Genomic DNA, 24,950 nt, shown 5'->3' with positions numbered 1-24,950 from the left:
CGCTACGGCACGATAGATAACTCATTTTGCTCGTTGATGGTGCAAGGCCTCAACCCAGTGGTGATGACCGCAGCGTTGGCAGGTAGCCCGTGAATCTGCTGATAGCCTAATAATGAGGCTACATTGGCTACAGGCATATTCACCCTTTTTCTCGATGAGACTCAATGGCTTGATGCAACATTTTGGCAGGACAGGCAGCCCAGGCTTAACCTGTTCATTAGTGAAGAAAAAGACGCTAATAGCCCCATTGACCTCTAAAATTGCCAGCCTTACCTGACCAAGGTGCTCCACACCTTGCTGACGCAACTCCATAAAGAACTCGTCATGGGTAATATTTTCCTGCTGCATAGTTTTCCAAACAAAGACACCGTCGCTGATAATAATCAGCGGCTTACCTTCCATCCATTGCTGTATTTTTTCGCTGCGCGACATCAGAAAAGTAGACAGACGGTACAAAATCATAATGCTGATAAATACCGTGACGACAGGCAGCATAGGGACATCTTCATAAAAGGTGACGTCACCCGCGGCAGAACCGAGTGTCAGAATGATCACCACTTCAAATAGCGACATCTGCCGCACACCTCGGCGACCACTCAGTTTGAGAAATAAAAAGACTAAAACAAAGGTAAATAAGCAGCGAATACCCACCTCTGCTAAAAATTCAATAGGAAACTTATCCAGAGCCATCCGGTTGAAATCAAAGGTTTTCATTTATTATTTTCCCGCAGTCTAAAAAAAAACACAAATCCTTGCCTGATACCCATTAAAGGTAGCTGGCAGAAGGTATTAGCGTTTTTATTTCAGATTACAGGTAATAAAAAGACGGAGGCCGCAACCTCCGTTAAAGATTGGCTAAATCAATAGGTGTGGAAAAGTTTTTGAATTTCTTGCGGTTTTTGCGTTTGTGTCAGTGCCAATTGCAACAATACCCGCGCTTTTTGTGGATTAAGTGCGCCGGAAGCAACAAAGCCATACTTGGTATCGTCAACTTCAGCATCTTCCGTAGTAGAGCCTGTGGGCACGCGAGATGAACGCACCACGGCAACACCGTTATGTGCCGCAGTTGCCAAGGTATCGAACACCGTATGATAAAGATTGCCATTGCCAACACCGGCACTAACAATTCCCTGATAACCGTCGCTAATCAAAGCCTTGGCGGGTAAATCAGAGGCATTGGCATAGTTATAGATAATGCCAACTTTCGGTAAGGTATTCAGCTTGCTGATATCGAAAGCAGGCTGTCTTGGTGCGGGCTGATGCAGATAATTAACTTTACCATCATAGATATAGCCCAATGGGCCAGTGTTCGGTGACTGGAAGGTTTGCACCGAGGTGGTATTGGTTTTCATAACATCACGGCCAGTCATTACCTGGTCATTCATGGCAACCAACACACCGCGTTTAGCTGAATTGGCATCACTGGCAACCACTACCGCATTATAGAGATTCAGTGGGCCATCAGCACCCAAGGCGGTTGCCGGGCGCATCGCCCCAACCATCACCACGGGCTTATCACAATTGACAGTTAAATCGAGGAAATACGCCGTCTCTTCCAAGGTATCGGTACCGTGGGTAATCACGAAGCCGTCGGTTTTAGCGCAATCGGCATTAATTTTCTTCGCCAATTTCAGCCAAACCTCGTCATTCATATCTTGAGAGCCGATATTTACCACTTGCTCACCTTGAATATTGGCGAGTTTTTTCATTTCTGGCACCGCATTAACCAGGGCATCGACCCCAATTTTGCCCGCGGTATAGTTAGATTTGGTGGCTGAATCACCGCCACCAGCGATAGTTCCCCCGGTTGCCAACAAGGTTATATTGGGTAGAGCAAAGGCCGAACCGCTGATCCCTGCTAAGATTCCGGCTAAGACAGTTAGCTTTATAGACTTCATATTATGACTCCATTATTTATAAGCTAGTGAATTATCCGGAATATCCATACCAAAACTGTGACATTTGCTGTGCTTTAGGAATACGTGGAGCTATTAGCTAAAACCCCGTATGATTGCGCGTTTTTAGTACCGCCAAAAAGTGAAGACAATGACTCAAACCTTTATTCCCGGCAAAGACGCCGCGCTGGAAGACTCCATCTCCCGCTTTCAGCAAAAACTGAGCGACCTCGGTTTTAATATTGAAGAAGCCTCCTGGCTGAACCCAGTTCCTCACGTTTGGTCGGTACATATCCGCGATCGTGACTGCCCGCTGTGCTTTACCAATGGCAAAGGTGCCAGCAAGAAAGCAGCACTGGCTTCGGCCTTGGGTGAATATTTCGAGCGCTTATCCACCAACTATTTCTTTGCCGATTTCTATCTGGGTAAAGGTATTGCCGAGGGCGATTTCGTTCATTATCCGAACGAGAAATGGTTCCCAATTCCTGAGGATGACCTGTTGCCAGAGGGGATTTTGGATCAGCGTCTGTTGGCGTTTTACGATCCAGAGCAAGAGTTACTGGCCAGTGATCTGGTGGATTTACAGTCAGGTAATGCCAAGCGGGGTATCTGCTCATTGCCTTTCACCCGCCAGTCAGATTTAGAAACTGTCTATATCCCAATGAATATTATTGGCAATTTGTATGTTTCTAATGGCATGTCTGCGGGGAACACCGCTAACGAAGCCCGCGTGCAAGCATTGTCAGAAGTGTTTGAACGTTCGGTGAAAAATCGCATTATTGCCGAGTCCATCAGCTTGCCAGAAATCCCGGTTGAAGTGCTCAATCGCTACCCGGGGGTGGTGGAGGCTATTGCCAAGCTGGAAGAAGAAGGTTTCCCAATTCTCTCTTACGATGCTTCTTTAGGCGGCGCTTATCCGGTTATTTGTGTGGTGCTGTTTAACCCATCAAATGGCACCTGTTTTGCTTCGTTCGGTGCGCATCCAGACTTTGGTGTGGCCCTTGAACGTACGGTGACTGAGTTATTGCAGGGCCGCAGCCTGAAAGATCTGGATGTGTTTACTGCACCGACTTTTGATGACGAAGAAGTGGCTGAGCATACCAATCTGGAAACGCACTTTATCGATTCAAGCGGTCTGATCAGTTGGGACATGTTTAAAGAAGATGCCGACTATCCGTTTGTCGACTGGAGCTTTAAAGGCACCACAGAAGAAGAGTTCGCAACCTTGATGGCTATCTTCAAGCAAGAAGATGCTGAAGTGTATATCGCTGATTATGAACACTTAGGGGTTTATGCTTGCCGTATTCTGGTGCCAGGAATGTCAGATATCTATCCTGCCGAAGACCTGCTGATGGCCAACAACACCATGGGTGTGCATCTCCGTGACACCATTCTGGCGCTACCAGACACTGAGTGGCAACCAGAACAGTATCTGGAACTCATTCAGAAGTTGGATGACGACGGTCTGGATGATTTTGCCCGTGTGCGCGAGCTGCTCGGTATCGCCTCCGGTAAAGATAACGGCTGGTATACCCTGCGTGTCGGTGAACTGAAATCCATGCTGGCATTAGCCGGTGGTGATCTGGAGCAAGCGCTGATCTGGGTGGAATGGACACAAGATTTCAACTCTTCGGTCTTCACCGCAAAACAGGCAAATTATTACCGTTGCCTGCAAACCTTGCTGCTGCTGACCCAAGAGCCAGATCGCGAACCAATGCAATATCACAGTGCCTTTGTGAAAATGTATGGTCAGGAAGCGGTAGATGCGGCATCTGCAGCATTAGCCGGTGAAGAGCGCTTTAATGGCCTGTTCAGTGTGGATGAAGATTTGAAAGCTCTGCCAGCGCATCAGGCGCTGCTCGGTGCCTACGCCAAGTTACAAGCGGCTAAACGCCGTTATTGGACTAAAGGCGCATAAGCTCCATCAGGTAAAGCGGCAAATGTCGCTTTACCTCTTTTTATGTTTTAGTTTTTACGCCTTGATTCTGCCCTTCTATTTATTACTGCAATTATTCCTGACGAAAATAAATACAAATCACCAGAGACAATAATTGTTTTTGTCATAAAAAAACGTTATTTTCTGACGCCACTTCGGGTAAAAAACAGCACCTTTAAACAAACATTATTTGTTCACCAGATAAAATAGACAAAGAGGTGAATAAATAGTTAATTTTTAATGACGGTAAATAATAAAAATAGCTACAAACACTCTTTTTACTTAACGTTCTCAACGGCTTTAAAACAGGTCGCTCAAAATTTTTTGTAAATCTTAAAATATTTTTTCATATTAAAAATCAAATAGTTAACCTCATTAAGCACACATTTTGTGGTGTTTTAGAGCCAACTAAACTCGCGCAATATGATCCACATCAATTTTCACGCTATACTGCTTTGCTAGTATCTCGTTGTGCTTTATTAACCCTTAAGAGAGAGTTAGTGTGAAAGCTGACAACCCCTTCGATGCATTATTACCTGCGGCAATGGCTAAAGTAGCCGAAGATGCCGGTGTCTATAAAGCCACCAAGCATCCGCTAAAAACCTTTTATTTAGCGATTACTGCTGGTGTGTTTATTTCAATTGCGTTTGTTTTTTATATTACAGCGACTACCGGAACTGCAGGCGTGCCTTTCGGCTTTGCCAAGTTAGTAGGTGGTATTTGTTTCTCCCTGGGGCTAATGTTAGTGGTGGTATGTGGCGGTGACCTTTTCACTTCTACCGTGCTCACAACTGTCGCCAAAGCCAGTGGCCGTATTACTTGGCGTCAACTGGGTTGTAACTGGGTTAATGTCTATGTTGGGAACCTGGTCGGTGCGCTATTCTTTGTGTGCCTTATTTGGTTCGCAGGCCAATATACTGTGGCAAATGGTCAATGGGGTTTGAATGTTTTACAAACCGCTGACCACAAATTGCACCATACTTTTATTGAAGCAGTATGTTTGGGTATTTTGGCTAACTTAATGGTCTGCCTGGCGGTTTGGATGAGTTACTCCGGCCGTACCATAATGGACAAGATGTTCGCGATGATTTTACCGGTGGGAATGTTTGTTGCCAGCGGCTTTGAGCATAGCATCGCAAATATGTTTATGATCCCTATGGGTATTGTGATTAAAAACTTCGCTTCGCCTGAGTTTTGGCAATCCATAGGAGCAGCACCTGAGCAATTTGCTCACTTAACCGTAAGTAACTTTATTATTGATAACCTGATCCCAGTCACTATCGGTAACATCATTGGTGGCGGATTATTGGTAGGTTTGACTTACTGGGTAATTTATCTGCGCGGTGACCAGCAGCACTAAGTGTGGCCGCACACGGTTTTCGAAGAAATTCACATTAAAAGGTAGATGCATTATGACCGAACTTAATGAAAAATTGGCCAAAGCATGGCAAGGTTTTACCAAAGGTGATTGGCAGAACGAAGTAAACGTTCGTGACTTCATCCAGAAAAACTACACTCCTTATGAAGGCGATGAGTCCTTCCTTGCCGGCTCTACCGAAGCGACCGACAAGCTGTGGGCGCAAGTTATGGAAGGTATCAAACTGGAAAACCGCACCCATGCGCCAGTTGATTTCGATACCGACGTAGCAGCGACCATCACCTCCCATGATGCTGGCTACATCAACAAAGATCTGGAAACCATCGTTGGTTTGCAGACTGAAAAACCATTGAAACGTGCCCTGATCCCATTCGGCGGCATCAAAATGGTAGAAGGCTCTTGCAAAGTTTACGGCCGTGAACTTGACCCGCAACTGAAAAAAGTCTTCACCGACTACCGTAAAACACACAACCAAGGTGTGTTCGACGTTTATACCAAAGATATCCTGAACTGCCGTAAATCTGGGGTACTGACTGGTTTGCCAGATGCTTATGGCCGTGGCCGTATCATCGGTGACTATCGTCGCGTAGCCGTTTACGGTATCGACTACCTGATGAAAGACAAACTGGCTCAGTTCAACTCTCTGCAGGATGATCTGGAAAACGGTAAAGACCTGGAAATGACTATCCAGCTGCGCGAAGAAATTGCTGAACAGCATCGTGCTCTGGGTCAGATCAAAGAAATGGCAGCCAAATATGGTTGTGATATCTCCGGTCCTGCGACTAATGCGCGTGAAGCTGTACAGTGGACTTACTTCGGCTATCTGGCTGCGGTTAAATCCCAGAACGGCGCTGCAATGTCCTTCGGTCGTGTTTCTACCTTCCTTGACGTTTACATCGAACGTGACATGAAAGAAGGTAAACTGACTGAAATCGAAGCTCAGGAACTGATTGACCATTTGGTTATGAAACTGCGTATGGTTCGCTTCCTGCGTACTCCTGAATACGATGAGCTGTTCTCTGGTGACCCAATCTGGGCAACTGAGTCCCTGGCCGGTATGGGCGTTGATGGTCGTACTCTGGTCACTAAAACCAGCTTCCGCTTCCTGAACACCCTGTACACCATGGGGCCGTCTCCAGAGCCGAACATGACTATTCTGTGGTCAGAAAAACTGCCACTGAACTTCAAAAAATATGCAGCTAAAGTGTCTATCGATACTTCATCTGTACAGTATGAAAACGATGATCTGATGCGCCCTGACTTCAACAACGATGACTATGCCATCGCTTGTTGTGTTAGCCCGATGATTGTTGGTAAACAAATGCAGTTCTTCGGTGCCCGTGCCAACTTGGCGAAAACCATGTTGTATGCAATCAACGGCGGCGTTGACGAAAAACTGAAAATTCAGGTTGGCCCGAAAGAAGCGCCAATGATGGATGACGTGCTGGACTATGACAAAGTCATGGAACGCATGGACCACTTTATGGATTGGCTGGCTAAACAATACGTTACTGCGCTGAACATCATTCACTACATGCATGACAAGTACAGCTATGAAGCTGCGCTGATGGCACTGCATGACCGTGATGTTTATCGCACTATGGCGTGTGGTATCGCTGGTCTGTCTGTGGCAGCTGACTCACTGTCTGCTATCAAATATGCCAAAGTAAGCACCATCCGTGATGCTGATGGCCTGGCTGTTGACTTCAACATCGAAGGCGAATACCCACAATTTGGTAACAACGACTCACGCGTCGATGATATCGCTTGTGACCTGGTTGAGCGCTTCATGAAGAAAATTCAGAAGCTGCGTACTTACCGTGGTGCAGTAGCAACTCAGTCTGTACTGACCATTACCTCTAACGTGGTTTATGGTAAGAAAACCGGTAACACTCCAGATGGTCGCCGTGCTGGTGCTCCATTCGGTCCAGGTGCTAACCCAATGCACGGCCGTGACCAGAAAGGTGCTGTTGCCTCTCTGACCTCCGTTGCTAAACTGCCGTTTGCTTATGCGAAAGATGGTATTTCTTATACCTTCTCTATCGTGCCAAACGCGCTGGGTAAAGACGATGAAGTTCGTAAAGCTAACCTGGCAGGTCTGATGGATGGTTACTTCCATCACGAGTCGTCCATCGAAGGTGGTCAGCACCTGAACGTGAACGTAATGAACCGTGAAATGCTGTTAGACGCGATGGAAAACCCGGAAAAATATCCGCAGTTGACTATCCGTGTGTCAGGTTACGCTGTTCGTTTCAACTCACTGACTAAAGAACAACAGCAGGATGTGATTACTCGTACCTTTACACAGTCGATATAATTCCCTGCCGCAGTAAAATGGCATAAACTTAAAGGCTCCACTTTAGTGGGGCCTTTATTCATCCAGCATTGGAGAAATCCTGCTATGTCAGTACTTGGTGACTTTTAAATAAGGTTAACAAGTTGAAATTAAAGGATTAATTTCTGGTCTCGTCCACATATTGACCACATCGACAAAACTAGCTCCGCCTGCGGGGCTTTTTATTACCCGCAGAATCATCACAGAATCGATACACTCCTTTTTTCTCTAGCGCGCTGGCTAGCTGTTTCCCCTCCCCCTTTAACGATCCATGCGAGATCTTTTCACGCATGTTATTGCAAAAACCTTTTTGGCTCAAACTCACCCGCAAGCCTTGCGGCGCATGGCTTCACCGCATTTTAAACTCTGATGAAAATACCCTCGCAGTTTTTATTTGATCGTCGCGGAATCCAAAAGAGATCCTTTTAAAACATGAGGTTAACCAAAAGGTTAGCAAGCTGATAGCCGCGACATTTTGCAAACTGTTGCAAATGTTGGCGACCAGTGCAAAACCATTCGAACAGCAACAGCCCAGCGGCGGCGCGCTCTGGCAGCTTTGTTTGCCCCTCAAAACTTTTGCAAAATTTTTAAGATCCAAATCGTGCAGGCGGGTGCGGTGTAGCGCCGATTTCGTCCCGCGAGTGCTTCCGTATGTAGACTGTAGATTCACCCACGTGCGCAGGTGGCGAGATCGAATTGTTGGTGTTGTGGTGGCTTGTTTTATGGCTTAAATCGTTTGTAAGGCATTACAGGGGGTTTGATGATTGCTGAAGCACAGACGTTTCTGTCTGTGCTCGATGTCAGCTAGGCAATAAAGGGGCTGTACTTAGTGGTAAGGGCTTGTGTGCGGTTGGCTGTGGCGGTGAAATCGCCGGCATTCAGTGGGCCACCGGTGTTGGTATGGGTATGACTGGCGGTCTGGTTTGCCAGGGTTTGGATCACATCCAGCGTATCGGTTAACAATGTCAGTACATTGATATCATCGGTACCTAGGCGCACCGATGGCGCGATAAGTTCCTGGGCTGCGGCCACACTGCGCCGAATGCCGGCGATTTTCTCAGTCAGCGCGCCGCCGATATCTGTTGTTTGGTTCTGGCCAACGGTGATATTTTGATTCTGGCCAACATCGTCATTTTTGTCTTTGCCGACCTTGGTCACCATATTGGCTGATGTACCTATTGAATAGTCACCCTCGGCAAGCTGTACCACTTGCCCAGCCATCAGGGTTTTAGTTCCCAGTACCGTGGTGCTGTCATTGGCTTTTACCGTGGTGTTGCGGGTCGTGGTGGTACGGCTTTCCTCGTCACTGGTCACACTGCGCCGGCTGCTGGTTTCCTCAATCGCCTGGTCAGTATCGCGCTGCCAACTGCCGTCAACCGTCACGCGCTGACTGACGCCGGCGCGCTGCTGTTGTAACTGTTCGCCCGGTTTCACTGCGGGCAGTGATAATCCCTCAGACAGTATTTGCCTAATCATCGGCTTATCTGGCCGGCCATCAGCAAAACCAATTTCTACCAATGTCCCCTCTGGCGGGAACTGGAACATGCCGCCCTCACTGCCGGCCATCGGTATGGGAAGCGGTACCGCGTTATATTCCTGCGCGCCAGCGGCGGCGTTGCCGTTCTCGTCCAGCAATTGAACATTGACGGCATAACGTGGCCGGAATGGGTCGGACGGGTCGCCCAGCTCGGCGGCATCGGTCGGACTCATCACCCGCGCACGACGAGGCAAATGTAACCCTGCCCCCAATTCTGGATAAAGTTTTTCAATCTGGCGCTGTTCCGGGGATTTCTGCGCCGGCTGGCCCTGACTGTTTAACGGCGTCCAGCTCAATGTCATGGTGTCGTCGCTCACATCTACCTTGGTGATACGCCGGTCATTCACAATCACACCCGGACGGATCGCCGGAATAAGTGGCAAGGTAAGACTGTTGCCACCGCCGCCGCCCTGGGCGAATTCCTGCGGAATATCAACCGGCGTTTGTGCAAAACGAGAATCGGCATAACTGCCGACATAGACGGTGCCGTCAGACAGTTGGTACCAGACATAATCCGGGATGCTGAACGCGCGCCCCAAATTGAGCATCAATTGGTTACCGCTACCATTGTGCTGGAAATGGGGGATCGGGGTATCGGTATAAGCGGCATTTTCCGGTAATACAAAACGCATGTTGGTTGCTTTGCCGACCGCGTCGGTAACATCGCGTAATGTGGGGTGTTGCAGTGAGCACGGCCACGAACGCTCGAACACGCCAACCAGCTCCCGCACAAGTAGTCGTTGCGCGCCATTTTCAGCCGGCGCGCTACGTTCAACAAATCCGGTTAGCCAACGGTAAATCGAGGTGTTATAGCCCAAATCCAACCGCACTAATTTACCGGTACACTCCTGGTCAGTTAATGCAGTGATGAAACCCAGACCGCACCCATTGAGTGAGAGCGAAAGGTTTAAGTTATTGGCGGGGATTTCATCATCGCCAATGCGTAATGTCACAACGGATTTCATGCGCTCCCCCCGGCTGGGCCGATAGCGTTATCGACCTTTTGCAGCACACTTTCAAACCATGATCGGCTTTCTGCTGTCTCGCCGTCTGACGCGCTCGCAGTACCGCCCGCCGTTTGAATGGTGGCATTTTTACCACCCTTGCTGGCTTGTTGGGCTTTACGTTCGGCCACGCTGGAATATTCAGCCAGAGTAAAATTAACCAGCCAGGCCATTTTATCGGTTTGCTCTGCGGCATCCACACCGCTGGTAAAGGTGGCTTCCCGAAATTTGACCGCCTGAGCTAATGAGTGGGCGACACGATAGCGCTTTTTACTGCCGTCACTGTTCTTGGCTTCGGCCAGGCTATAAATTCGCGTCAACATGGCGGGATTGGTGTAATTAATTAACCCAGATACGCGTAACTCTTTACCCTTGGTGCCTTGTTCTGATTTGCTGGTACTGCTGGCCTGTCCGCTCTGGTCTTTGTCTTGTATCTGCATGGTGAGCGTCACCAGAATGTTTTTTAATAAGATAGCTTCTCCATCAAGGGCCAGCGTGACGACATCACTCATGATTGACCACCATTGCGCGCAGTGGGGCTAAATCGTCGCCCACAAACATTATTGCCAGGCTGAATATGGCCTGGTTGTCGGGAATGTCTTTTTTCATCTCAGCGATTGCCGTTTGCGTGTTGCTCTCCACTGACAATGACCAAACCGGCACACTGGACGCCTGCAATTGTGCCAGGCTGTTTTTTGCCTCGGCCAGTAGCGCGGCGCGCTGTTGGCTAAATGCGGTCAAGGCTGAACCGATAGCCGCGCTACTGCTGCCGGCTGCGGTATCACTGATCGCTTTTTGCAGGGCTTGCGCCCCGGATGCCTGGCGCGCGGTAGTAACAGATAGCGGCGCGGCGGCGGGTAGGCCACCAGGGCGCGCGGGGATTTGCATTTTACTGGCCTCCAGACTTAACGCGGCTTTGGCTCGTCGCTGAACCTGGGTTAATGCCGGGATGGGGAACACGTCGCTGGCGGCAGTCAGCAACGTAATAAATTCACCCAGGGTATTGGCCGTGATAAGCAATATCAGCACATCCTGATTATTGTCAGTGCCGGCCAACCGGCTGGCGAGTGCATTAATGGCATTGGCCGGACTCAAAAACGAGCCTGACTTCTCCGTCTGGCCCACACCAAACGCCCAGGGGTGAGCGGCTACGGTGGAACACGTGACCGGGGCCAGATTGGGCGGGATGCGCAGTAATGATTTACGCCATGTCATGCGGGTAATTCCGGCCAGGCCTGATTAACATCAAGGCGCAGTAAGGCAATGCGGTACTGTTTCAGCGCCGCCAATCGGGTAAGCTCTGACTCGGTAGCACTGCCGCTTTCAGCGATATCCTTCAAAGTCGCCAGCTCAACAGAGATTTCACTCATCAGCTCTTTGCGGCGCTCGTCTGCAGCGGCGGTAATTTCCGCTGTTGAGGGAATGCGCATCACCACTTCACCATTGAGATACTCATAAGCAGCCCATTCTAGCGAAAAATTATCTGGCAGTGATTCAACCTCAACAACAGACAACCCGGTAGGAGCGATAGCGTAAACATGCTCAGACACACTACAAACAAACCCCTGCGAGTTATAGGCAACTTTTATCGTATCTTCACGAAAGGTCTTTTGCAGTTCATACCAGTCACGGCCCTCTTCATCAATGTGATAAATCACTATGCCACGTAACTCCGGGTCGTATTCCTGCGTTGCAATGGTGAAGTTTTTATAATGCTGTAATGTTTTCATTAGCCGATATCCCCGCCCATTTGCACCCATGCCCCGCTAACGCGTTGCATAAATATTGGTCGCTCTACAGCGCTACCTGTCCCGAATGAATAAACCAGAAATGTTCCCGCCGATGATTCTGTCTGACCGATAACCCGGCGTGCACCACGAGCCAAAGCAACAACGCCATAACTGTTTGCCTGATTGCTAATCCCCCCAAGGTAATTGGATAGATAGCCGCCCCATATTGGGCCATAAACATTGCCATCTGCGGGTAACCATGCGGAGCCGTTGCCGGCGGCAATATTTCCAGATGCCGTAATAGTGGAGCCGTTTATTGTTCCGACTGTTTTTAACGTACCGGGCAGGCTAATGGCGGTATTGGTAGACTGGATAGCATTGACAATGCGGGTGTCGTTACCTGCGGCTACGGTTCCAGCCGTTGTTCCTACATTCAATTTAGCCGCATTACCTAAGCCAAGATTAGTAAACAGTTGGGCAACCGCTGTCGGCCCTAACGCGACAATCTCAGACAATAAATTATGAATCTGCAAATATTGGTCATGAGGATTTTCATTCTGAACATGGTCACCCATAGCAATGACTGCCGCGTTCACCGCTTTTTTTACCGCTTTAGGCGTCGCCGCGAGTGTTTCGCTGTCGTTATCAATATCACTGTTTAGCTGAACAAAACCTTTAGCTGTTAACGTGCCATCGGGGTGATTGCGCGATTTTTCGTGTAGAGCCAATGCGTCACCAACTTCCTGTTCGATCAATGTGCCTTTGGGACGCAAATCGGTAATATTGCCGGCGGCGTCGATACTGGCGACCGCAAACACATAGTGCATAAAGCCGGATTGGCTGTAATTATCAAGCGTTGGCGCGACGGTGATTTTTATCACAGCCTCCCACTGGCTGGTAATGTTGCCCTGCAAGCTGACATCAGCCCAAACTTTGGTCGCCGCTGCGGGTACTGCAATATTGCGATTAGCGGGCAATTCGGCGCGAATACCACCGATGTAACCCGTGCCTTTGGTCACAAAGAATTGTGAACCGGCTTTAGCCACCAGGTAGCCCGTACCAAAAAATGCGCCGGGGCCGTAATTATCCACATTGATTAACCGCTGCATTTCATCAATGCCGGTCAGTCGGGCAGTAAAATCTATTTGCCAAGTCTCTGCCGGGGTGGTGATGCCGGTTTCAGTGGCTGCGCCGTTGTACTCCATCAAAAAAGAACGGGTCAGGACGTTACCTTGTTGGCCGGTCACGTTGGCGACTTTACGCTGGGTTGGCGCATGGACAATCATCGCTACCGTGCCGCTGGCCTTATTAACCAGCCCGATCCAGTTAAAATCAAAATCACCGATTTCTGTCCCTAATGTGACGGAATACACCACCGCATTTTCATTGACTACACCAATTTTATTGACGCTCTGACGGTGAACAATTTGCGCTACTGGCGGCAATGTTTCGGCACGGTCAATAGGTACCGAATGATCGAGGTCTGGCACATAGGCCAGAACAAACTCATCCAACACCACCAGATTACCGGTGGCGGCCTCCTGGGCTTTCCATTGCTCAAAAGCAAAAGTAATCGCAGTTTGTGACATTAGTTTTTCTCCATCAGCGATGCACCAAAGGCGGTGGCTGTCACTACATTTGATACGGTGCTGGCGCTGTAACAGATATATTCACATCCCACATGGCCGGCGCGGATAACCGGCGATCGCCAGGTGTTTTTCTCTGCGTCGCGCGCGCAGTCTGAAATCTTCAAATTTTATATTGTCGAAATTGCTCAACAGGCTTTTGGTATTACGCTGACCGGTAACCCGATCAAACTGAGCAACGGGGCAGTATTGCGTTTTCTGTCTACCAATGCCAACACGTCCCAGGGCTTCAACGGCCATTTGTACGGTGACGAAATATTCTGGATACCTAAGTTCGGGCGTTTCCATGAAACCGCGTCAGCGATGGCGACACAAAACAAATGGCGCACCACTTACTTTTCAACGCCGAGCGCGAAAACACATCAGGCTTACCCCATCTGGACGGGTGACGCCTGGCGAGAAGATGACGCCAGCCGGAAAAAGGCCAAGTTCCCGAAAGAAAGTGAAATGCGCAAAGCTGGCATCCTTTGCCCTGATGGTCAATGGCGCTACATCATCACGATGGAAGATGCGATCAAAGGTGGATTAAGCGCCCTGGTCAATATTGAGCGGCTGCGTAACAAGTACAACGCGACTGCGTTTGCGATGCTGTATATGTGCCAGTTTGTGGACAGTAAAGACGCCGTTTTTAAATTTTCCGAGTTGGAAAAGTGCGCCGTGGATGCCGGCATGTGGCAAGACCACGACATTAAAGCCGCCCGCCCCTTTGGCAACCGTGAAGTGTGGTGCGGTTTTGACCCGTCTCGTTCCGGTGATAACTCCACCTTTGTGATTGTCGCACCGCCCATGTATGACGGCGAGCGCTTCCGCGTCCTGGCGGTGTTCTACTGGCAAGGGCTGAATTTCACCTGGCAAGCTGAACAGATAAAGCAACTGATGCGCCGCTATAACGTCACCTATATCGGTATTGACGTGACTGGCATTGGTCGCGGCGTTTATGACCTGGTCACCAAATTCGCGCCCAGGGAGGCCACCCCGATTTTATACAGTGTGGAAAGTAAAACCCGCCTGGTGCTGAAAATGGTTGATACGGTCGAGCGCCACCGCATCGAATGGAGCAAGGACGCCACCGACGAGAACAGCCAGGAACGGGCCGAGATTGCCGCCAGCTTTATGGCGATTAGACGCACGACAACCGGCAGCGGTAACGCGCTTACTTTTGTGGCTGAACGGTCAGACGCGACCGGCCACGCCGACGTATTTTTTGCCATTTCTCACGCTGTGATTAATGAACCCCTCGACTATGAATATGATCGCCCGTCTACCTGGGCCTTTGGAAAAGCAGCATGACAACTAAAAAGAAACGCGGACGCCAGTACAGCAGCAAGCCCCAAAAAGCCAAGAAAACCGAGGATTTCACCCCTGGGCGTAGCAGCGTGATTTCATTTGGGGAGCCTGAACCGATATTAACCACCGGTACTGATTACAGTGAAATATGGTACGACAACGATTTCGACCATTGGCGACTGCCGATAGACCGTCTCGCCCTCGCACAATTACCCAATCTTAACGGCCAACATGGCGGCGTTCTCTATGCCAGGCGTAACATGCTCGTTAGTGATTATCTGGGCGGTGGGCTAACGACCGACAATATTGAGGCGGCGGGTTTTAATTATTACCTGTTTGGTGATGTAGCTATTTTAAAAGTGCGTAATTTTTGGGGGGAAGTTATCGACCTGGTGCCATTGCCCTCACTCTATACGCGCCGGCGCAAGTCAGGTGAATTTGTTGTTTTACAAAAGGATGAACCGCTCGTTTATTCCCCGGACGATATTATATTTTTGTCGCAGTACGATCCCCAGCAACAAATTTATGGCTTGCCGGATTATATCGGCGGCATTCATTCGGTTTTGCTTAATTCCGAGGCTACAATATTTCGCCGCCGCTATTACCATAATGGCGCACATATGGGTTTTATTCTGTATGCCAATGACCCCAGCATCAGCACAGAAGTCGAGCAGGAAATAAAGGAAAAGATAGAACAGAGTAAAGGGGTGGGTAACTTCCGAAATATGTTTATCAGTATTCCCAAAGGTGACCCGGAGGGGATTAAATTAATATCTATTGGTGAAGTGAGCGCCAAAGATGAATTTTCTAATGTTAAAAGCATCACCGCCCAGGACATTCTTACCGCGCACCGCTTCCCGGCTGGCCTCGCGGGGATTATCCCGCCCAATGGGGCCGTAATGGGTGACCCGGACAAGGCCCGATCCACTTACCGAAAAGATGAAGTGTTACCGGTACAAAATAAATTTATGCGCGCCGTGAATACCGACCTCGAAATACCCGCCCATTTACACCTGCGATTTAAAGAAGATAAAGACACGGATAACACTGAAAGGGGCGAAAAGTGAGCAGAATTAAGCTAAAATCACGGAAGTTAACAGAATTAGCTTTCGGAGTGGTTAATATGCGAATGTTCAAGATTAAATGCACGGAATGCCGCGCACCCGCAATTATCCGCAAAACAGAATGGAAAGATGTCAAAATAGCCGACCTGTATTGTGCTTGTTCCAATGTAGAGTGCGGCCATACCTTTGTATTTAACGCGGTGTTCTCGCACTCACTCAGCCCCAGCGGGTTAACGGGGAGTAAATTGGTTATGGCTTTGCTTGACATGTTGAAGCCGGATGAAAGGCAAATAGCGCTAGATTTGTTGCAAGGTCAGCCAGGATAAGAGAAACCCGCCGAACGGCGGGTTTTGTTTAATTGTATGATTCAGCGCGGAACACCCCCTCCTCGCTCAAAATTCGTACTCATCCATATGGGCTTTTTTCTGTATTTCATTGTCGAGGTTATCGTACAATTTTTTCCCAAGAGACATTGCATGATCCAGCAATTGTTCTAAATCTTGCTCAGTAATCACTACTGGGTTGCCGTCTTTATCCTTACCGCCACGATGTACTAAATGGTTGCGCTTTAGCGTTGCATTTTGAATCGCCTCTATCGGCCAGTCTCTTTGGACTTTAATGTCAAACGTAGCCTTGTAACGCTTCACAACTAGGTCTGTGTTATGCCAGCTTGCACTAATCAAATGCTCCTTAATAGCTTTGATTAGCTCCTCCCTTATTTTTTCAATAGGCTCACCTTTGAACGGTAAAGCTATAATCTCTTTGCTTACTTTGAACTCCGTCTTACCGTTTTCTATAAAATCGGCGATATAGGACTCATCTTTCTCTATAGAGTTAATGAATAACTCAACATAAATCGTTTCCAAGGCTGTAATGACGTTGGTGTACAAGAGACTAAGCAGATGATCTTTTCGCTCATCTTTAGATTCGCTTTTTGCCAGTGACTTTATTCCTTCAATATTCTTAACGAACTTAACAAAAGGTTCTTCGGAAGAAGTTACTGCATCGTACAAGTCTTCATCGTACCAATCATCAATGTTATTGGAATTGCCTGACCAGTCGTAACAGTGCTCTTGCAACTCGCCTACTAACTCATTGATATAATCGGACTTTACGTAGTTATCAAACATCGCTTGCAACTCTTCGCTTGCGTCATATGGGCCGCCATAAATGTAAGCATACCCGCCTTCTCGGGATTCATAAGGGCAAGCATTCGCGGGGTCTTCGAAGTTCTCAAAAAACCAATTACGCATTACTTCGAGCTGGTTTTCTTTGCTTATGTACTGCAAAGATTGGAGCGGGACTTTTTTCCCATTGATATTAAAAACCACTTTCACGTTGCAACTTCTCCTTGAAAAATATGGGATACTTTGACCTGATTTCCATAAATTATCATAGCACTATGTTAGCGTATCCGCTTCTGGTACAAAGCCATCAGCAACAACCACATCAGACTGCCAAGAGCGAAAAGCAAGCATTTTACTGTTTACTTAATACGATAACGAAAGGGTATTATTGATGCATAAAAATGTCATAAACTCAAAAGTATGTGACCTTAAAAAGTAGTAGACTTACAGGAGTTGCAGGGAGTATTAAAAAATAAAATTTAATTTAAAATTTTAGGGGTAGTAATAAGTTATGGAACAGATTAATTATCACACTGAAATTTTTAACGAAATTATTAAAGGTTATGTAATAATTGAAAATGAAAGCTATTTTTCGGAGCTAACTTTAAATGATAAAGGGATTCACATCCGCTTGGTTGATTTTAAAGGTAAAATCAATATTAATGCTTTGGATAACACCTCTTTTAATTCATTAGTTTTCAAAGGAGGCCTAAGCCACTACCTCCTGTTCGGCCTAAATTTAAATAATATTTCATGCATGCATACAGAGTCAGATGAAAGTTTTAGTGATTATTCATTTACTGCTCAAGGATTTTTATATTCAGAACAAATATTATGCGAAAATAATTTATTTACTAACCTTAGCATCCATGGGGAAGGTATTAAAAAATGGTCGGGCTGCACTCGTAAACTAAATAATATAATAGCACATGGGCTTAGCAATAGATTACCCAGCCAAGATGAATGTGTCGAATTTGAAAAAACTATCGCTGGACTTGGAAGTCTTGGTCTCTATTATTCATACAGATACGGCGGTTTAAATGGCCTACACACTGTAGGAATGGAGGTAGACCCGCACATAAAAATTACTTTCGAGAAGCCTGTTAGTTTTGATGTTTTAATTGAAAGATATATTGATTTATATATGTTACTAAGGTTTTTAATTGGTGATGAAATTAATATTTCAAACATTAAAACACAAAGTCCCAATGATTATTGGAATGATTATACACAATTATATCTTGCTGAAAAAAAAGGATCTAATAAACTCATTCTAAATGGTATGACTTTACCCTACTCTAGCCCTTATCGCGATGATTCAGAGGAAAGCTTCCCTGAGTTAATTTGGGAGGACTACTTCAACCATAATAATTATGAAATTAAAGAGTTAATTAAAAAATACGTGACATATTCCATGATTCACAATGATGAAGAAAAGTTCTTAGGGTATTATAGAATACTTGAAAAAATTACATTAATAAACTCTAGTTATGCTAATGAAGATAAATTATCAGTTTTACTTATAAGGTCAAAGAGGTTGTTATCGAATCAATTCCCAGGAGTTTCTCTTCAGAGGTTTTTAAGAGCAATAAAAAGTGCAAACAGAAAAAAGCACAATACCGAAAGCTGCATCCAGCATTTCATACGCAGCCTACCAGAATCAATGATAGAAAAATTCAAACTTAAAGATATAAATATTAGAGAAATATGCGAATCTAGAAATAAGATTATACATCAGCCTTTGTTCATAGAAACCTCCGAGAAAATTTCCATATATTTACAGAGTACTGAAATCCTTCTGAAAGTCGCATTACTGATAAAGCTAAATGTTCCTTCATCTAAAATCGAGCAATATATCAATTATTATCGATAAATAGAGAATCAAATGATTTTTCTATGTTATTTTTTTTGCACCAAGACAACTGTCAGGTTGGGATTATGTCTGTGCTCGATAAGCCTCAAATAATTTAATCAGCTTCACTTCCCCTTGTTCCCAGCGTTCCTGGTCAAGTCGGACGGTCATTGTGTTTGGTAATGACAGATTGCTCCCCCTGGCTAAGACGTTGATTTGCCATTTTTCCAATACCCAGCCGCTACGCTGCATGGCCTGGTCGATTTTTTGGCACATTTCAGGCGAAATTATTCGCTCACTGACTGGCGGTGATCGGGGTTCTTTGGGTTTATCGTCACCGCCATACCTCGGCGGCGGCAATTTCCGCAATCGCTCACGCATTTCTCGCCGTTGGGTGAACGTTATTTTGGAAAAATCACTTAAATCAGGCGGTGGTGTTGTGCGTTTTTTACGCTGCTTTGGGGCTTCGTCGTCGGGGTGGGGACAGTTATTGCCACGAGTCCGAGGGGCGATAACGCCGCCCCCAACTGCAAAATCAAAATCAAGGTCAACGTCTACGGCCACAGGAGTGGCCTTGGTTTGGCTGTCATCGCTGGCAGTCTTGCGTACCATCTTCCAGTTATCGCTATGAATACAAACGCGTGAGCGGTCGCCCAGGCTTGGTGACCAGATGCCATAAATTTTGGTGCCGTGTTCGCCGTAATCGTTAGGCGTTTCAGACTCAATATAAGCGGTGCGGATAAGGTGATTTTTGCGAGGTTCCAGCACGCCGCCTTGTTTTAGGATGTACGTCGCCATACAGCCGGCATCCGCTGCGGCCAGCACATCATCCATGTCTTTATTAGCCAGCACTTTTTTCCATAACCAGACCTTACCTAAACCGGTTTCGTCCTTGGTTGCGGCGGCGGCTTCCATCTTTAGGGCTTTGGCTTCTGCCTTGCGCCGGAGCTGGCCGGCTAACATCCGTAATTCGCGGTATACCTGGCGGGAGGGAATGCCAAAAAAACGGAATTGCTGGACACCGTGAAGAGAGGCCCAGGCAACGGCCCTTTCGGTATCGTCGCCCAACGGTTGCCCGGTTTCTTTACTGACTATCGGCTTACCGGTTTCTTTATCCAACTTTCCTTTAATGTTGCTGCCGCGCACGTTCTTACCCAGGTATTTGGTTAAATAACTGGTGATGGTGCCTTTGCTTTTGAGTACCGGCTTAACATCAAAACGAGGTTTAATATTTCGCCCTAACTCTTGTCTATCTTCACGGACAGCAAAATCCCGCATCACCTGAGTGATCGCGGCGCGGTCTTGTTTTTCCATGATGCACATCAAATGCCAGTGAACGGTGCCATCATGATGGGGTTCGGCAATGCGGACGCCATACCAGCGCAAACCTAACCGGTTGAGTTTTTTTCTGATGCCTGCAAAAAGGTTAACCAGATAATTGCTGCTTTCCCTGACAGTTTTTGTGCTCCATTTTAGGTTAGGTCTGCCGTCTTTAAGCGTGGCGTGATACCTGGATGGACAGGTTATTGTGTAAAACATCGCCTTATCGCCGCGCATTTCTGCCAGATTTTCTAACCCCTTACAGGTCGTCATCATTTCGATATAGCGTAAATGTGGGTTGCTGGCGCTGGCGTTTACGACTTCCTCCATATCCATAACAAAGCCACTATCATTGACCAGGTCGTGAGCACGGATAAACTCGGCAGAACGTCGCCACTGTTCACGCTGATAAACCAGCGCTTCATGGCTGATGTAAGGGGATGTTTTCTTATGTACCAGCATGACAGCGCGCAATTGTTCCTCTCGCCACTGACAACGTAGCCGCCATAACCGGCCTTTCCACCAAGTAGCACAGCGCAAACGGGCTAGCGCACCGGGGATCAGGTCGTAAGGTATTTCCCCCCTGCGGCGTAACTTATCGTTAAGAGCGTCCCAATTCGGGGGGGTAATTGACAGTTTTCTGGCTTCGTTAGCGACGGCGTGATAAATCCGCAATATCTGGCGTGGTGTGGCATTTTCAGCCGGGAGTTTCACCATTTGGCTATCGAGTAACATATCCATATGCGCGGCGGTCATGGTGGCAAGGGTGGTGACTTCCCTTTTATTGAGTTCAGCCAAATGCAATAGACCGTCCAGACCTTCGCGACTCGCAATATGTCGCATTGCGGCAGTTTGTTGCTTCTCTCTCATCGCGTCCAGGCGTGACAATATTTTCTCAACAATTTTGTTTAAGAAATCATTAGCCCGCTCGTCGCTACGCTCCCGGCGTAGGTAATCAATGCGTCGCTGTATAGGTTGGCGAATAAATTTTGGCTGGCCGTTGAGATTAGCCTGGGTTCTTAAGCTGTGATTATGGTGTTCGGCTTCTCTGGCTAAGGCCAGCCAGGCAAGGGTTATTTCACGCTTAGCTTCTTCATCTTCGAAATTATCAAGTCGCCACTGATGCCGAGCCCTGGCCTTACGCTCCTCGTCAGTCAGCTCGGCTTTCTTGTTCTCAATATCCGCATGATAGGCCGCTATCATTTGCGCTAACGGGGTGAGTTGTACCGGCGCAATATTTTGACGCGGATTTATGCCGGTGTTGGGTTTATTCCAAGAGTAAACCCCGGCAAACGTTTCATCGTTTCCGGGGTAAGGTTGTGGCGGGGTGGGCTGAATTCTGCCGCGTGTGTTGGTCATTGTTGGAATAAACCGCCAGGCGTAGGCGATTGCCGTATCCGGTAATAAACAATCGCGTATACCGTGCCTTTCGGTATTTCCATTTTTTCGGCGATAACCCTAGGCGTTAATCCCTCGGCATAAAGCGCGCGACATAGCTCAACATCATGATCGCTGTGCTTCGAATTGCGGTTACGTTCGCCGATAGTTGAGGGGTTAACCTCTTCGGAAAATGCTTTTACCCGGACGGCGGTCAAGGTGCGGCCCAGGTGATCGGCAATATCTTGATATCGGGTTGTTGTTACCGCTTCACGCAGATAAGCCACCTCATCCGGTGACCAGGGTTGGCCGTGTCGATGTGGGGTAGTCATAATTTTTTCGACTCTCGGTGGGTGATTGCCCCAATAACCATGAGAAGCACTGCGATAATAACGAGCCATAATGCTAAGCCGCCCCAAAATGGCGCAGTTACCCACCACCATGACCAGGTGATATATCCCATTAACTTTAAGGTGATGAAAATAAGCCCAAGGGCTATTAAGGGTGTTATTGTCCAAGACTTGTTTTCTTTGCTCATTTTTAATTCCATTATTTAGATGTGAAAAAATCCCCGCCACAAAGTGGCAGGGTGAGAGGTGTTTATTTTTCGTCTGACGGTCGTTTGTATCTGTCGATATTCAGCAGTACACGCAAAGCCATTGCGCCCGTTTGTATGGCTTCTTCGCGAACGGCTTCTATATCGCCGTTGTTATAATGGTATTCAATAGCCGCTTTCATTAATTCCCCTGACTCCTCAGTGAGAATAGATACGGCGTGGAGTGCATCAGTCGGCCATTGGGGATGTATTACCGATGCGCGGACTGCTTCATCAATGATTTCAGTTAAAATAAATCGATACCGTCCACGAATGAGCAGTCCAGCACGTTGGTTAGTAAGCGCATTTAATACATCGGGAGCGGGGAAATAATTGTTGAAAATTCCCCGTCTTACGGCGGCAAAAATATCTTCTGTCGGTTCCGTTTTGGGTTGTGCCTTTTGGAATGCTTCCGCAGTGCGTAAGGCTTCCTTGCGGTCGGCTTCGGTTTTCTTGATTGCTGTGATTGCTCTATCTGTCTCCATATCGGGATCAATAATTCCAACAGAAGATACGCGATCCCCTGCGGTTGTGGCGCTCACTGCGTCAATTACGCTTTCCCAGCGGCGAACAAATCGCGATGGTTGCTCAGCTTTTAACTTCGCTATCTCACTCCGCAATTTAATGGCTTCATTATTAAGACGCTCAATTTCAATACCGGCATCAGTTAAATGCTGGATGGAATGCCGAGCGATGGCAGGAGCAATAAAAAGTACCTCAAGGGCTTTTAAATGCTCAGTGACACAAGTCAGCCCCTTAATTGCGTTAGTAGTATTGATATGAGTAGCCATTATTTAGCCTCTTTATTTTGGATGAGTGAATTAACAACGGGTTTCATTTCTGATATCCATACGGATAACTCTTTAAATACTTCCACCTTTGAAAGTCTGGGAATATTTAAATTAGTCAGTTTATTTTCTAGCCGCTCAAGCAGTAACAATCGTTCAGAACGGCGGGCATTATTAAAATGCTCGACCAGTTCTATGTCATTTATCTCTTTCGTTAATTTTATCGGTGCAACACTCATTGTTATTATCCCGCCTTTAGATAATGGGAAGCCCGACGCAACAAAGCGCCTGTTAATTTCAGGTGTTTAATTAATTACTTTTATTATCCGGCAATGGTTCACAATCTATATATGTGATTCTTTCCGGTAATAAGCTGGCTGATGCCCGCCATCTATTCAATGCATCAACAATTTGTCTCTGCTCGTCCGGTAGCAGCTCCTTAAACTCTAATTCATGCCTTGCCTTGATAATGCCAGCAAGGTAATAAATGGCACCTTTCATTTTTGGGTCTGTCTCGCCCATTTCATTAATCAGTGCCGGAATAACTCCCTGGTGTTTTTTGTTTGGGAGTAAATACCAAATCTCAGCGACATGCTGTAAACCGTGTTGTCGCTCTTTTAATGTCAGCGGTACCGCGCGGGCCTCTTCGGTGTTTGCCATACATCCTCCTACGCAAATATTCCCATAAGGCGCGCCCACCAACGGGGTTTACCCTTGGGCTTTGCCATAAAGGGAGTGCGACAACCTTTGATAAATTGCACTTCACTGGCTTTCGGCTGAAAGTCGCGACCGTCTGGTGTTTCAATCCAGCCGCACTGGTGGCGACGGTGGGTAACTTGTTGGCCGTTCCGTAGCATTGCAGCCAGTGACGGGCATTGATTAGCGGTCATAAAGTGATCTCCATCAAATGAATAGTTGCCGGGATACTGCATCGCGCCCGGCGCACGTTTTTTGTGGTACTGTTTTTTGCGCCGGTTACTACTGTGAGAAGGAACCCCGGCGCAAATACCAACCAACCACAAAAGGAGTTATATACATGGAAATTGAAGCAATTTTTCCAAGGGAGCTTGAATGCAAAGAAATGTCTGATGCTTCAGGAAATAAATATATTGGCGTAATCATGGGTAATCTCCATACACGTATCGGAACTTTAATGGGGCACGATACACCGCCATATGCTTTAACTCCGGAAATGGCTACTGACCTGATTCAGGATTTGATTGACGGCCTGAATAATATCGACGGTGGGAAACGCTCCCTTCTACTGTAAGAAATCCCATTTCAAAACCGAGTAGATTTTTAAAAAAAAAAGATGTTGTGAATTCAGCCTCAGGAATGAGGCTATTTTTTTTCAATTTAATTTGCGGCTGTAATTTCTGCATTTTCAACACCTCATTCCTTTAATAAAGAAAAAACCCTTTCGCAAATTGCTTTATTTGAGAGAGGGCTCTATCCCCTCATTTCATATAACCGATCAATGTATTCAGTTGCCTGCGCCTGGGCGTCGAACTTGCCGTAAGAATCATCACCTTGTCTAACGTGGTAACGGGTGATCGGATTTCTTTTATTACGTTTTAATTTGGTAATTGAAAAACTACGGTATGCGCTGGTGTGGTCACTGATAACAGTAAGTGCATAACGTGCGGCGATTGCTGGGGATGGGGAAATCATGCCGCCGCCTTAGCTTTATCTTTGCGCCCTCTTCCCGGCTTACTGGCACTAATACGATCTTTCCAGCCATGCCACGCTGACGGTGCATCTTCAACCAGTTGTTCTGCGTATTTATCCCACTCTGACCGACTAATCCACAGTTCGGCATGGCCGCCGGGCTTTGATGGGTCGGCCATGTAAAACGCGGGTAACTTGCCAGCTTTTGCCATAGCGACAACGGCAGCAACCGTCTTACCTACGTACAAAGCGAAACCCTCTTTTGAAAGAAGATTTGCGGGTTTCTCCGACAATCTGACGGATTTCTTGGTGGAACTATCTTCACTCTCTAACAAAGTTTCAGATCCAAGAGTTTTAGCGACATCTGACATTTGCTATTCTCCAATTTACTTATAGATCGCCAACTGGAAC

The 24,950-nt window shown here is 47.1% G+C and carries 23 protein-coding genes and 2 pseudogenes; 8 read left to right on the top strand and 17 right to left on the bottom strand.

Features of this window, described 5'->3' with window-relative positions; translation table 11 throughout:
* Positions 1-21 precede the first annotated feature (21 nt).
* Together FTA96_RS15955 and ansB are read right to left on the bottom strand one after the other, a co-directional pair.
* Entirely contained in the window at positions 22-714 is a 693-nt protein-coding gene (locus tag FTA96_RS15955) for a DUF421 domain-containing protein (protein WP_050106305.1), read from the bottom strand.
* Positions 715-860: 146 nt separating this feature from the next.
* The gene (gene ansB / locus FTA96_RS15950) at positions 861-1,898 is read right to left on the bottom strand and encodes an L-asparaginase 2 (RefSeq protein WP_050106304.1); all 1,038 of its coding nucleotides are present in this window, start codon (positions 1,896-1,898) and stop codon (positions 861-863) included.
* A 148-nt stretch (positions 1,899-2,046) separates the two neighbouring features.
* On the opposite strand from ansB, the gene ycaO reads away from it, so the two are divergent.
* The 3 genes from ycaO (at position 2,047) to pflB (ending at position 7,526) form a co-directional block, all read left to right on the top strand.
* Positions 2,047-3,813: a 30S ribosomal protein S12 methylthiotransferase accessory factor YcaO gene (gene ycaO, locus FTA96_RS15945; protein WP_050106303.1), complete on the top strand. Its 1,767-nt coding sequence runs from the start codon at positions 2,047-2,049 to the stop codon at positions 3,811-3,813.
* Positions 3,814-4,333: 520 nt separating this feature from the next.
* On the top strand, positions 4,334-5,191 hold the full coding sequence (focA, locus tag FTA96_RS15940) for a formate transporter FocA (protein ID WP_050106302.1): 858 nt from the start codon (positions 4,334-4,336) through the stop codon (positions 5,189-5,191).
* Positions 5,192-5,243: 52 nt separating this feature from the next.
* Positions 5,244-7,526, top strand: a complete 2,283-nt coding sequence (gene pflB / locus FTA96_RS15935) for a formate C-acetyltransferase (RefSeq protein WP_004710039.1) — start codon at positions 5,244-5,246, stop codon at positions 7,524-7,526.
* A gap of 822 nt (positions 7,527-8,348) precedes the next feature.
* On the opposite strand, the gene FTA96_RS15930 is transcribed toward pflB, so the two are convergent.
* The 5 genes and pseudogenes from FTA96_RS15930 to FTA96_RS23875 form a co-directional block, all read right to left on the bottom strand.
* The gene (locus tag FTA96_RS15930; RefSeq protein ID WP_145574298.1) at positions 8,349-10,046 is read right to left on the bottom strand and encodes a hypothetical protein; all 1,698 of its coding nucleotides are present in this window, start codon (positions 10,044-10,046) and stop codon (positions 8,349-8,351) included.
* The gene (locus FTA96_RS15925) at positions 10,043-10,597 is read right to left on the bottom strand and encodes a baseplate complex protein (protein ID WP_145574297.1); all 555 of its coding nucleotides are present in this window, start codon (positions 10,595-10,597) and stop codon (positions 10,043-10,045) included. Before FTA96_RS15925 ends, FTA96_RS15930 begins: the two co-directional genes overlap by 4 nt.
* Positions 10,590-11,300, bottom strand: a complete 711-nt coding sequence (locus FTA96_RS15920; RefSeq protein WP_145574296.1) for a hypothetical protein — start codon at positions 11,298-11,300, stop codon at positions 10,590-10,592. The genes FTA96_RS15925 and FTA96_RS15920 overlap by 8 nt, the downstream gene beginning before the upstream one ends.
* Positions 11,297-11,815, bottom strand: coding sequence for a tail fiber assembly protein (locus tag FTA96_RS15915; protein ID WP_145574294.1), 519 nt, complete (start codon positions 11,813-11,815; stop codon positions 11,297-11,299). Before FTA96_RS15915 ends, FTA96_RS15920 begins: the two co-directional genes overlap by 4 nt.
* Before the next feature lie 584 nt (positions 11,816-12,399).
* A pseudogene (locus FTA96_RS23875) lies at positions 12,400-13,404 on the bottom strand (phage tail-collar fiber domain-containing protein); the annotation flags it as partial.
* A 99-nt stretch (positions 13,405-13,503) separates the two neighbouring features.
* On the opposite strand from FTA96_RS23875, the pseudogene FTA96_RS15905 reads away from it, so the two are divergent.
* From FTA96_RS15905 to FTA96_RS15895, 3 genes and pseudogenes are all read left to right on the top strand, one after another.
* Positions 13,504-14,751, top strand: a pseudogene (locus FTA96_RS15905) (terminase large subunit domain-containing protein); the annotation flags it as partial.
* Positions 14,748-15,815 carry a phage portal protein gene (locus FTA96_RS15900; protein ID WP_145574290.1) on the top strand — a complete coding sequence of 356 codons (1,068 nt, stop codon included), beginning with the start codon at positions 14,748-14,750 and terminating at the stop codon, positions 15,813-15,815. The pseudogene FTA96_RS15905 and the gene FTA96_RS15900, both read left to right, overlap by 4 nt.
* A 56-nt stretch (positions 15,816-15,871) precedes the next feature.
* Positions 15,872-16,138 (top strand): ogr/Delta-like zinc finger family protein, encoded by a 267-nt coding sequence (locus tag FTA96_RS15895; RefSeq protein ID WP_145574289.1) that lies wholly within the window; start codon positions 15,872-15,874, stop codon positions 16,136-16,138.
* Positions 16,139-16,204: 66 nt separating this feature from the next.
* Here the strand turns inward: FTA96_RS15895 and FTA96_RS15890 are convergent, their stop codons facing one another.
* Positions 16,205-17,149 carry a hypothetical protein gene (locus tag FTA96_RS15890; RefSeq protein WP_145574287.1) on the bottom strand — a complete coding sequence of 315 codons (945 nt, stop codon included), beginning with the start codon at positions 17,147-17,149 and terminating at the stop codon, positions 16,205-16,207.
* A 301-nt stretch (positions 17,150-17,450) separates the two neighbouring features.
* Here FTA96_RS15890 and FTA96_RS15885 point away from each other — a divergent pair, with 301 nt between their 5' ends.
* Complete coding sequence (locus tag FTA96_RS15885) at positions 17,451-18,812, top strand: ApeA N-terminal domain 1-containing protein (protein WP_145574285.1); 1,362 nt, start codon at positions 17,451-17,453, stop codon at positions 18,810-18,812.
* Between the two features lie 63 nt (positions 18,813-18,875).
* Here the strand turns inward: FTA96_RS15885 and FTA96_RS15880 are convergent, their stop codons facing one another.
* The 7 genes from FTA96_RS15880 to FTA96_RS15850 form a co-directional block, all read right to left on the bottom strand.
* A complete protein-coding gene (locus FTA96_RS15880) occupies positions 18,876-21,470 on the bottom strand; it encodes a replication endonuclease (protein WP_145574283.1) in 2,595 nt (864 codons plus the stop codon).
* Positions 21,467-21,820 carry a hypothetical protein gene (locus FTA96_RS15875; protein WP_145574282.1) on the bottom strand — a complete coding sequence of 118 codons (354 nt, stop codon included), beginning with the start codon at positions 21,818-21,820 and terminating at the stop codon, positions 21,467-21,469. The genes FTA96_RS15880 and FTA96_RS15875 overlap by 4 nt, the downstream gene beginning before the upstream one ends.
* Positions 21,817-22,026 (bottom strand): transmembrane Fragile-X-F protein, encoded by a 210-nt coding sequence (locus FTA96_RS15870; RefSeq protein WP_145574280.1) that lies wholly within the window; start codon positions 22,024-22,026, stop codon positions 21,817-21,819. Before FTA96_RS15870 ends, FTA96_RS15875 begins: the two co-directional genes overlap by 4 nt.
* Before the next feature lie 62 nt (positions 22,027-22,088).
* Positions 22,089-22,874 carry a hypothetical protein gene (locus FTA96_RS15865; RefSeq protein ID WP_145574278.1) on the bottom strand — a complete coding sequence of 262 codons (786 nt, stop codon included), beginning with the start codon at positions 22,872-22,874 and terminating at the stop codon, positions 22,089-22,091.
* On the bottom strand, positions 22,874-23,110 hold the full coding sequence (locus tag FTA96_RS15860) for a hypothetical protein (protein WP_186372882.1): 237 nt from the start codon (positions 23,108-23,110) through the stop codon (positions 22,874-22,876). Before FTA96_RS15860 ends, FTA96_RS15865 begins: the two co-directional genes overlap by 1 nt.
* Before the next feature lie 70 nt (positions 23,111-23,180).
* Entirely contained in the window at positions 23,181-23,531 is a 351-nt protein-coding gene (locus tag FTA96_RS15855) for a DUF5347 family protein (RefSeq protein ID WP_145574275.1), read from the bottom strand.
* 8 nt (positions 23,532-23,539) lie between these two features.
* Positions 23,540-23,761, bottom strand: coding sequence for a phage filamentation protein Fil family protein (locus tag FTA96_RS15850; protein ID WP_049616172.1), 222 nt, complete (start codon positions 23,759-23,761; stop codon positions 23,540-23,542).
* Positions 23,762-23,907: 146 nt separating this feature from the next.
* On the opposite strand from FTA96_RS15850, the gene FTA96_RS15845 reads away from it, so the two are divergent.
* Positions 23,908-24,141, top strand: coding sequence for a hypothetical protein (locus tag FTA96_RS15845; protein WP_145574273.1), 234 nt, complete (start codon positions 23,908-23,910; stop codon positions 24,139-24,141).
* Positions 24,142-24,320: 179 nt separating this feature from the next.
* Here the strand turns inward: FTA96_RS15845 and FTA96_RS15840 are convergent, their stop codons facing one another.
* On the bottom strand, positions 24,321-24,542 hold the full coding sequence (locus tag FTA96_RS15840) for a hypothetical protein (protein WP_145574271.1): 222 nt from the start codon (positions 24,540-24,542) through the stop codon (positions 24,321-24,323).
* Positions 24,539-24,910 carry a Cox family DNA-binding protein gene (locus FTA96_RS15835; RefSeq protein ID WP_145574269.1) on the bottom strand — a complete coding sequence of 124 codons (372 nt, stop codon included), beginning with the start codon at positions 24,908-24,910 and terminating at the stop codon, positions 24,539-24,541. The genes FTA96_RS15840 and FTA96_RS15835 overlap by 4 nt, the downstream gene beginning before the upstream one ends.
* Positions 24,911-24,950: the final 40 nt, after the last annotated feature.

The organism is Yersinia alsatica (genome assembly GCF_902170305.1).
GTDB lineage: Bacteria > Pseudomonadota > Gammaproteobacteria > Enterobacterales > Enterobacteriaceae > Yersinia > Yersinia alsatica.
Note: the sequence above shows the minus strand (reverse complement) of the source record. Positions and strands in the feature narration are given on the sequence as shown.

What these genes read in the sequence shown, in the direction of transcription:
- FTA96_RS15840 (WP_145574271.1), bottom strand. Translation starts at nt 24,542, where the DNA reads ATGATTTCCCCATCCCCAGCAATCGCCGCACGTTATGCACTTACTGTT.
- FTA96_RS15895 (WP_145574289.1), top strand. Translation starts at nt 15,872, where the DNA reads ATGCGAATGTTCAAGATTAAATGCACGGAATGCCGCGCACCCGCAATT.
- FTA96_RS15930 (WP_145574298.1), bottom strand. Translation starts at nt 10,046, where the DNA reads ATGAAATCCGTTGTGACATTACGCATTGGCGATGATGAAATCCCCGCC.
- pflB (WP_004710039.1), top strand. Translation starts at nt 5,244, where the DNA reads ATGACCGAACTTAATGAAAAATTGGCCAAAGCATGGCAAGGTTTTACC.
- FTA96_RS15850 (WP_049616172.1), bottom strand. Translation starts at nt 23,761, where the DNA reads ATGACCGCTAATCAATGCCCGTCACTGGCTGCAATGCTACGGAACGGC.
- FTA96_RS15875 (WP_145574282.1), bottom strand. Translation starts at nt 21,820, where the DNA reads ATGACTACCCCACATCGACACGGCCAACCCTGGTCACCGGATGAGGTG.
- FTA96_RS15955 (WP_050106305.1), bottom strand. Translation starts at nt 714, where the DNA reads ATGAAAACCTTTGATTTCAACCGGATGGCTCTGGATAAGTTTCCTATT.
- FTA96_RS15925 (WP_145574297.1), bottom strand. Translation starts at nt 10,597, where the DNA reads ATGAGTGATGTCGTCACGCTGGCCCTTGATGGAGAAGCTATCTTATTA.
- FTA96_RS15855 (WP_145574275.1), bottom strand. Translation starts at nt 23,531, where the DNA reads ATGGCAAACACCGAAGAGGCCCGCGCGGTACCGCTGACATTAAAAGAG.
- FTA96_RS15870 (WP_145574280.1), bottom strand. Translation starts at nt 22,026, where the DNA reads ATGAGCAAAGAAAACAAGTCTTGGACAATAACACCCTTAATAGCCCTT.
- FTA96_RS15880 (WP_145574283.1), bottom strand. Translation starts at nt 21,470, where the DNA reads ATGACCAACACACGCGGCAGAATTCAGCCCACCCCGCCACAACCTTAC.
- ycaO (WP_050106303.1), top strand. Translation starts at nt 2,047, where the DNA reads ATGACTCAAACCTTTATTCCCGGCAAAGACGCCGCGCTGGAAGACTCC.
- ansB (WP_050106304.1), bottom strand. Translation starts at nt 1,898, where the DNA reads ATGAAGTCTATAAAGCTAACTGTCTTAGCCGGAATCTTAGCAGGGATC.
- FTA96_RS15845 (WP_145574273.1), top strand. Translation starts at nt 23,908, where the DNA reads ATGGAAATTGAAGCAATTTTTCCAAGGGAGCTTGAATGCAAAGAAATG.
- FTA96_RS15915 (WP_145574294.1), bottom strand. Translation starts at nt 11,815, where the DNA reads ATGAAAACATTACAGCATTATAAAAACTTCACCATTGCAACGCAGGAA.
- FTA96_RS15920 (WP_145574296.1), bottom strand. Translation starts at nt 11,300, where the DNA reads ATGACATGGCGTAAATCATTACTGCGCATCCCGCCCAATCTGGCCCCG.
- FTA96_RS15865 (WP_145574278.1), bottom strand. Translation starts at nt 22,874, where the DNA reads ATGGCTACTCATATCAATACTACTAACGCAATTAAGGGGCTGACTTGT.
- FTA96_RS15885 (WP_145574285.1), top strand. Translation starts at nt 17,451, where the DNA reads ATGGAACAGATTAATTATCACACTGAAATTTTTAACGAAATTATTAAA.
- FTA96_RS15900 (WP_145574290.1), top strand. Translation starts at nt 14,748, where the DNA reads ATGACAACTAAAAAGAAACGCGGACGCCAGTACAGCAGCAAGCCCCAA.
- FTA96_RS15835 (WP_145574269.1), bottom strand. Translation starts at nt 24,910, where the DNA reads ATGTCAGATGTCGCTAAAACTCTTGGATCTGAAACTTTGTTAGAGAGT.
- FTA96_RS15860 (WP_186372882.1), bottom strand. Translation starts at nt 23,110, where the DNA reads ATGAGTGTTGCACCGATAAAATTAACGAAAGAGATAAATGACATAGAA.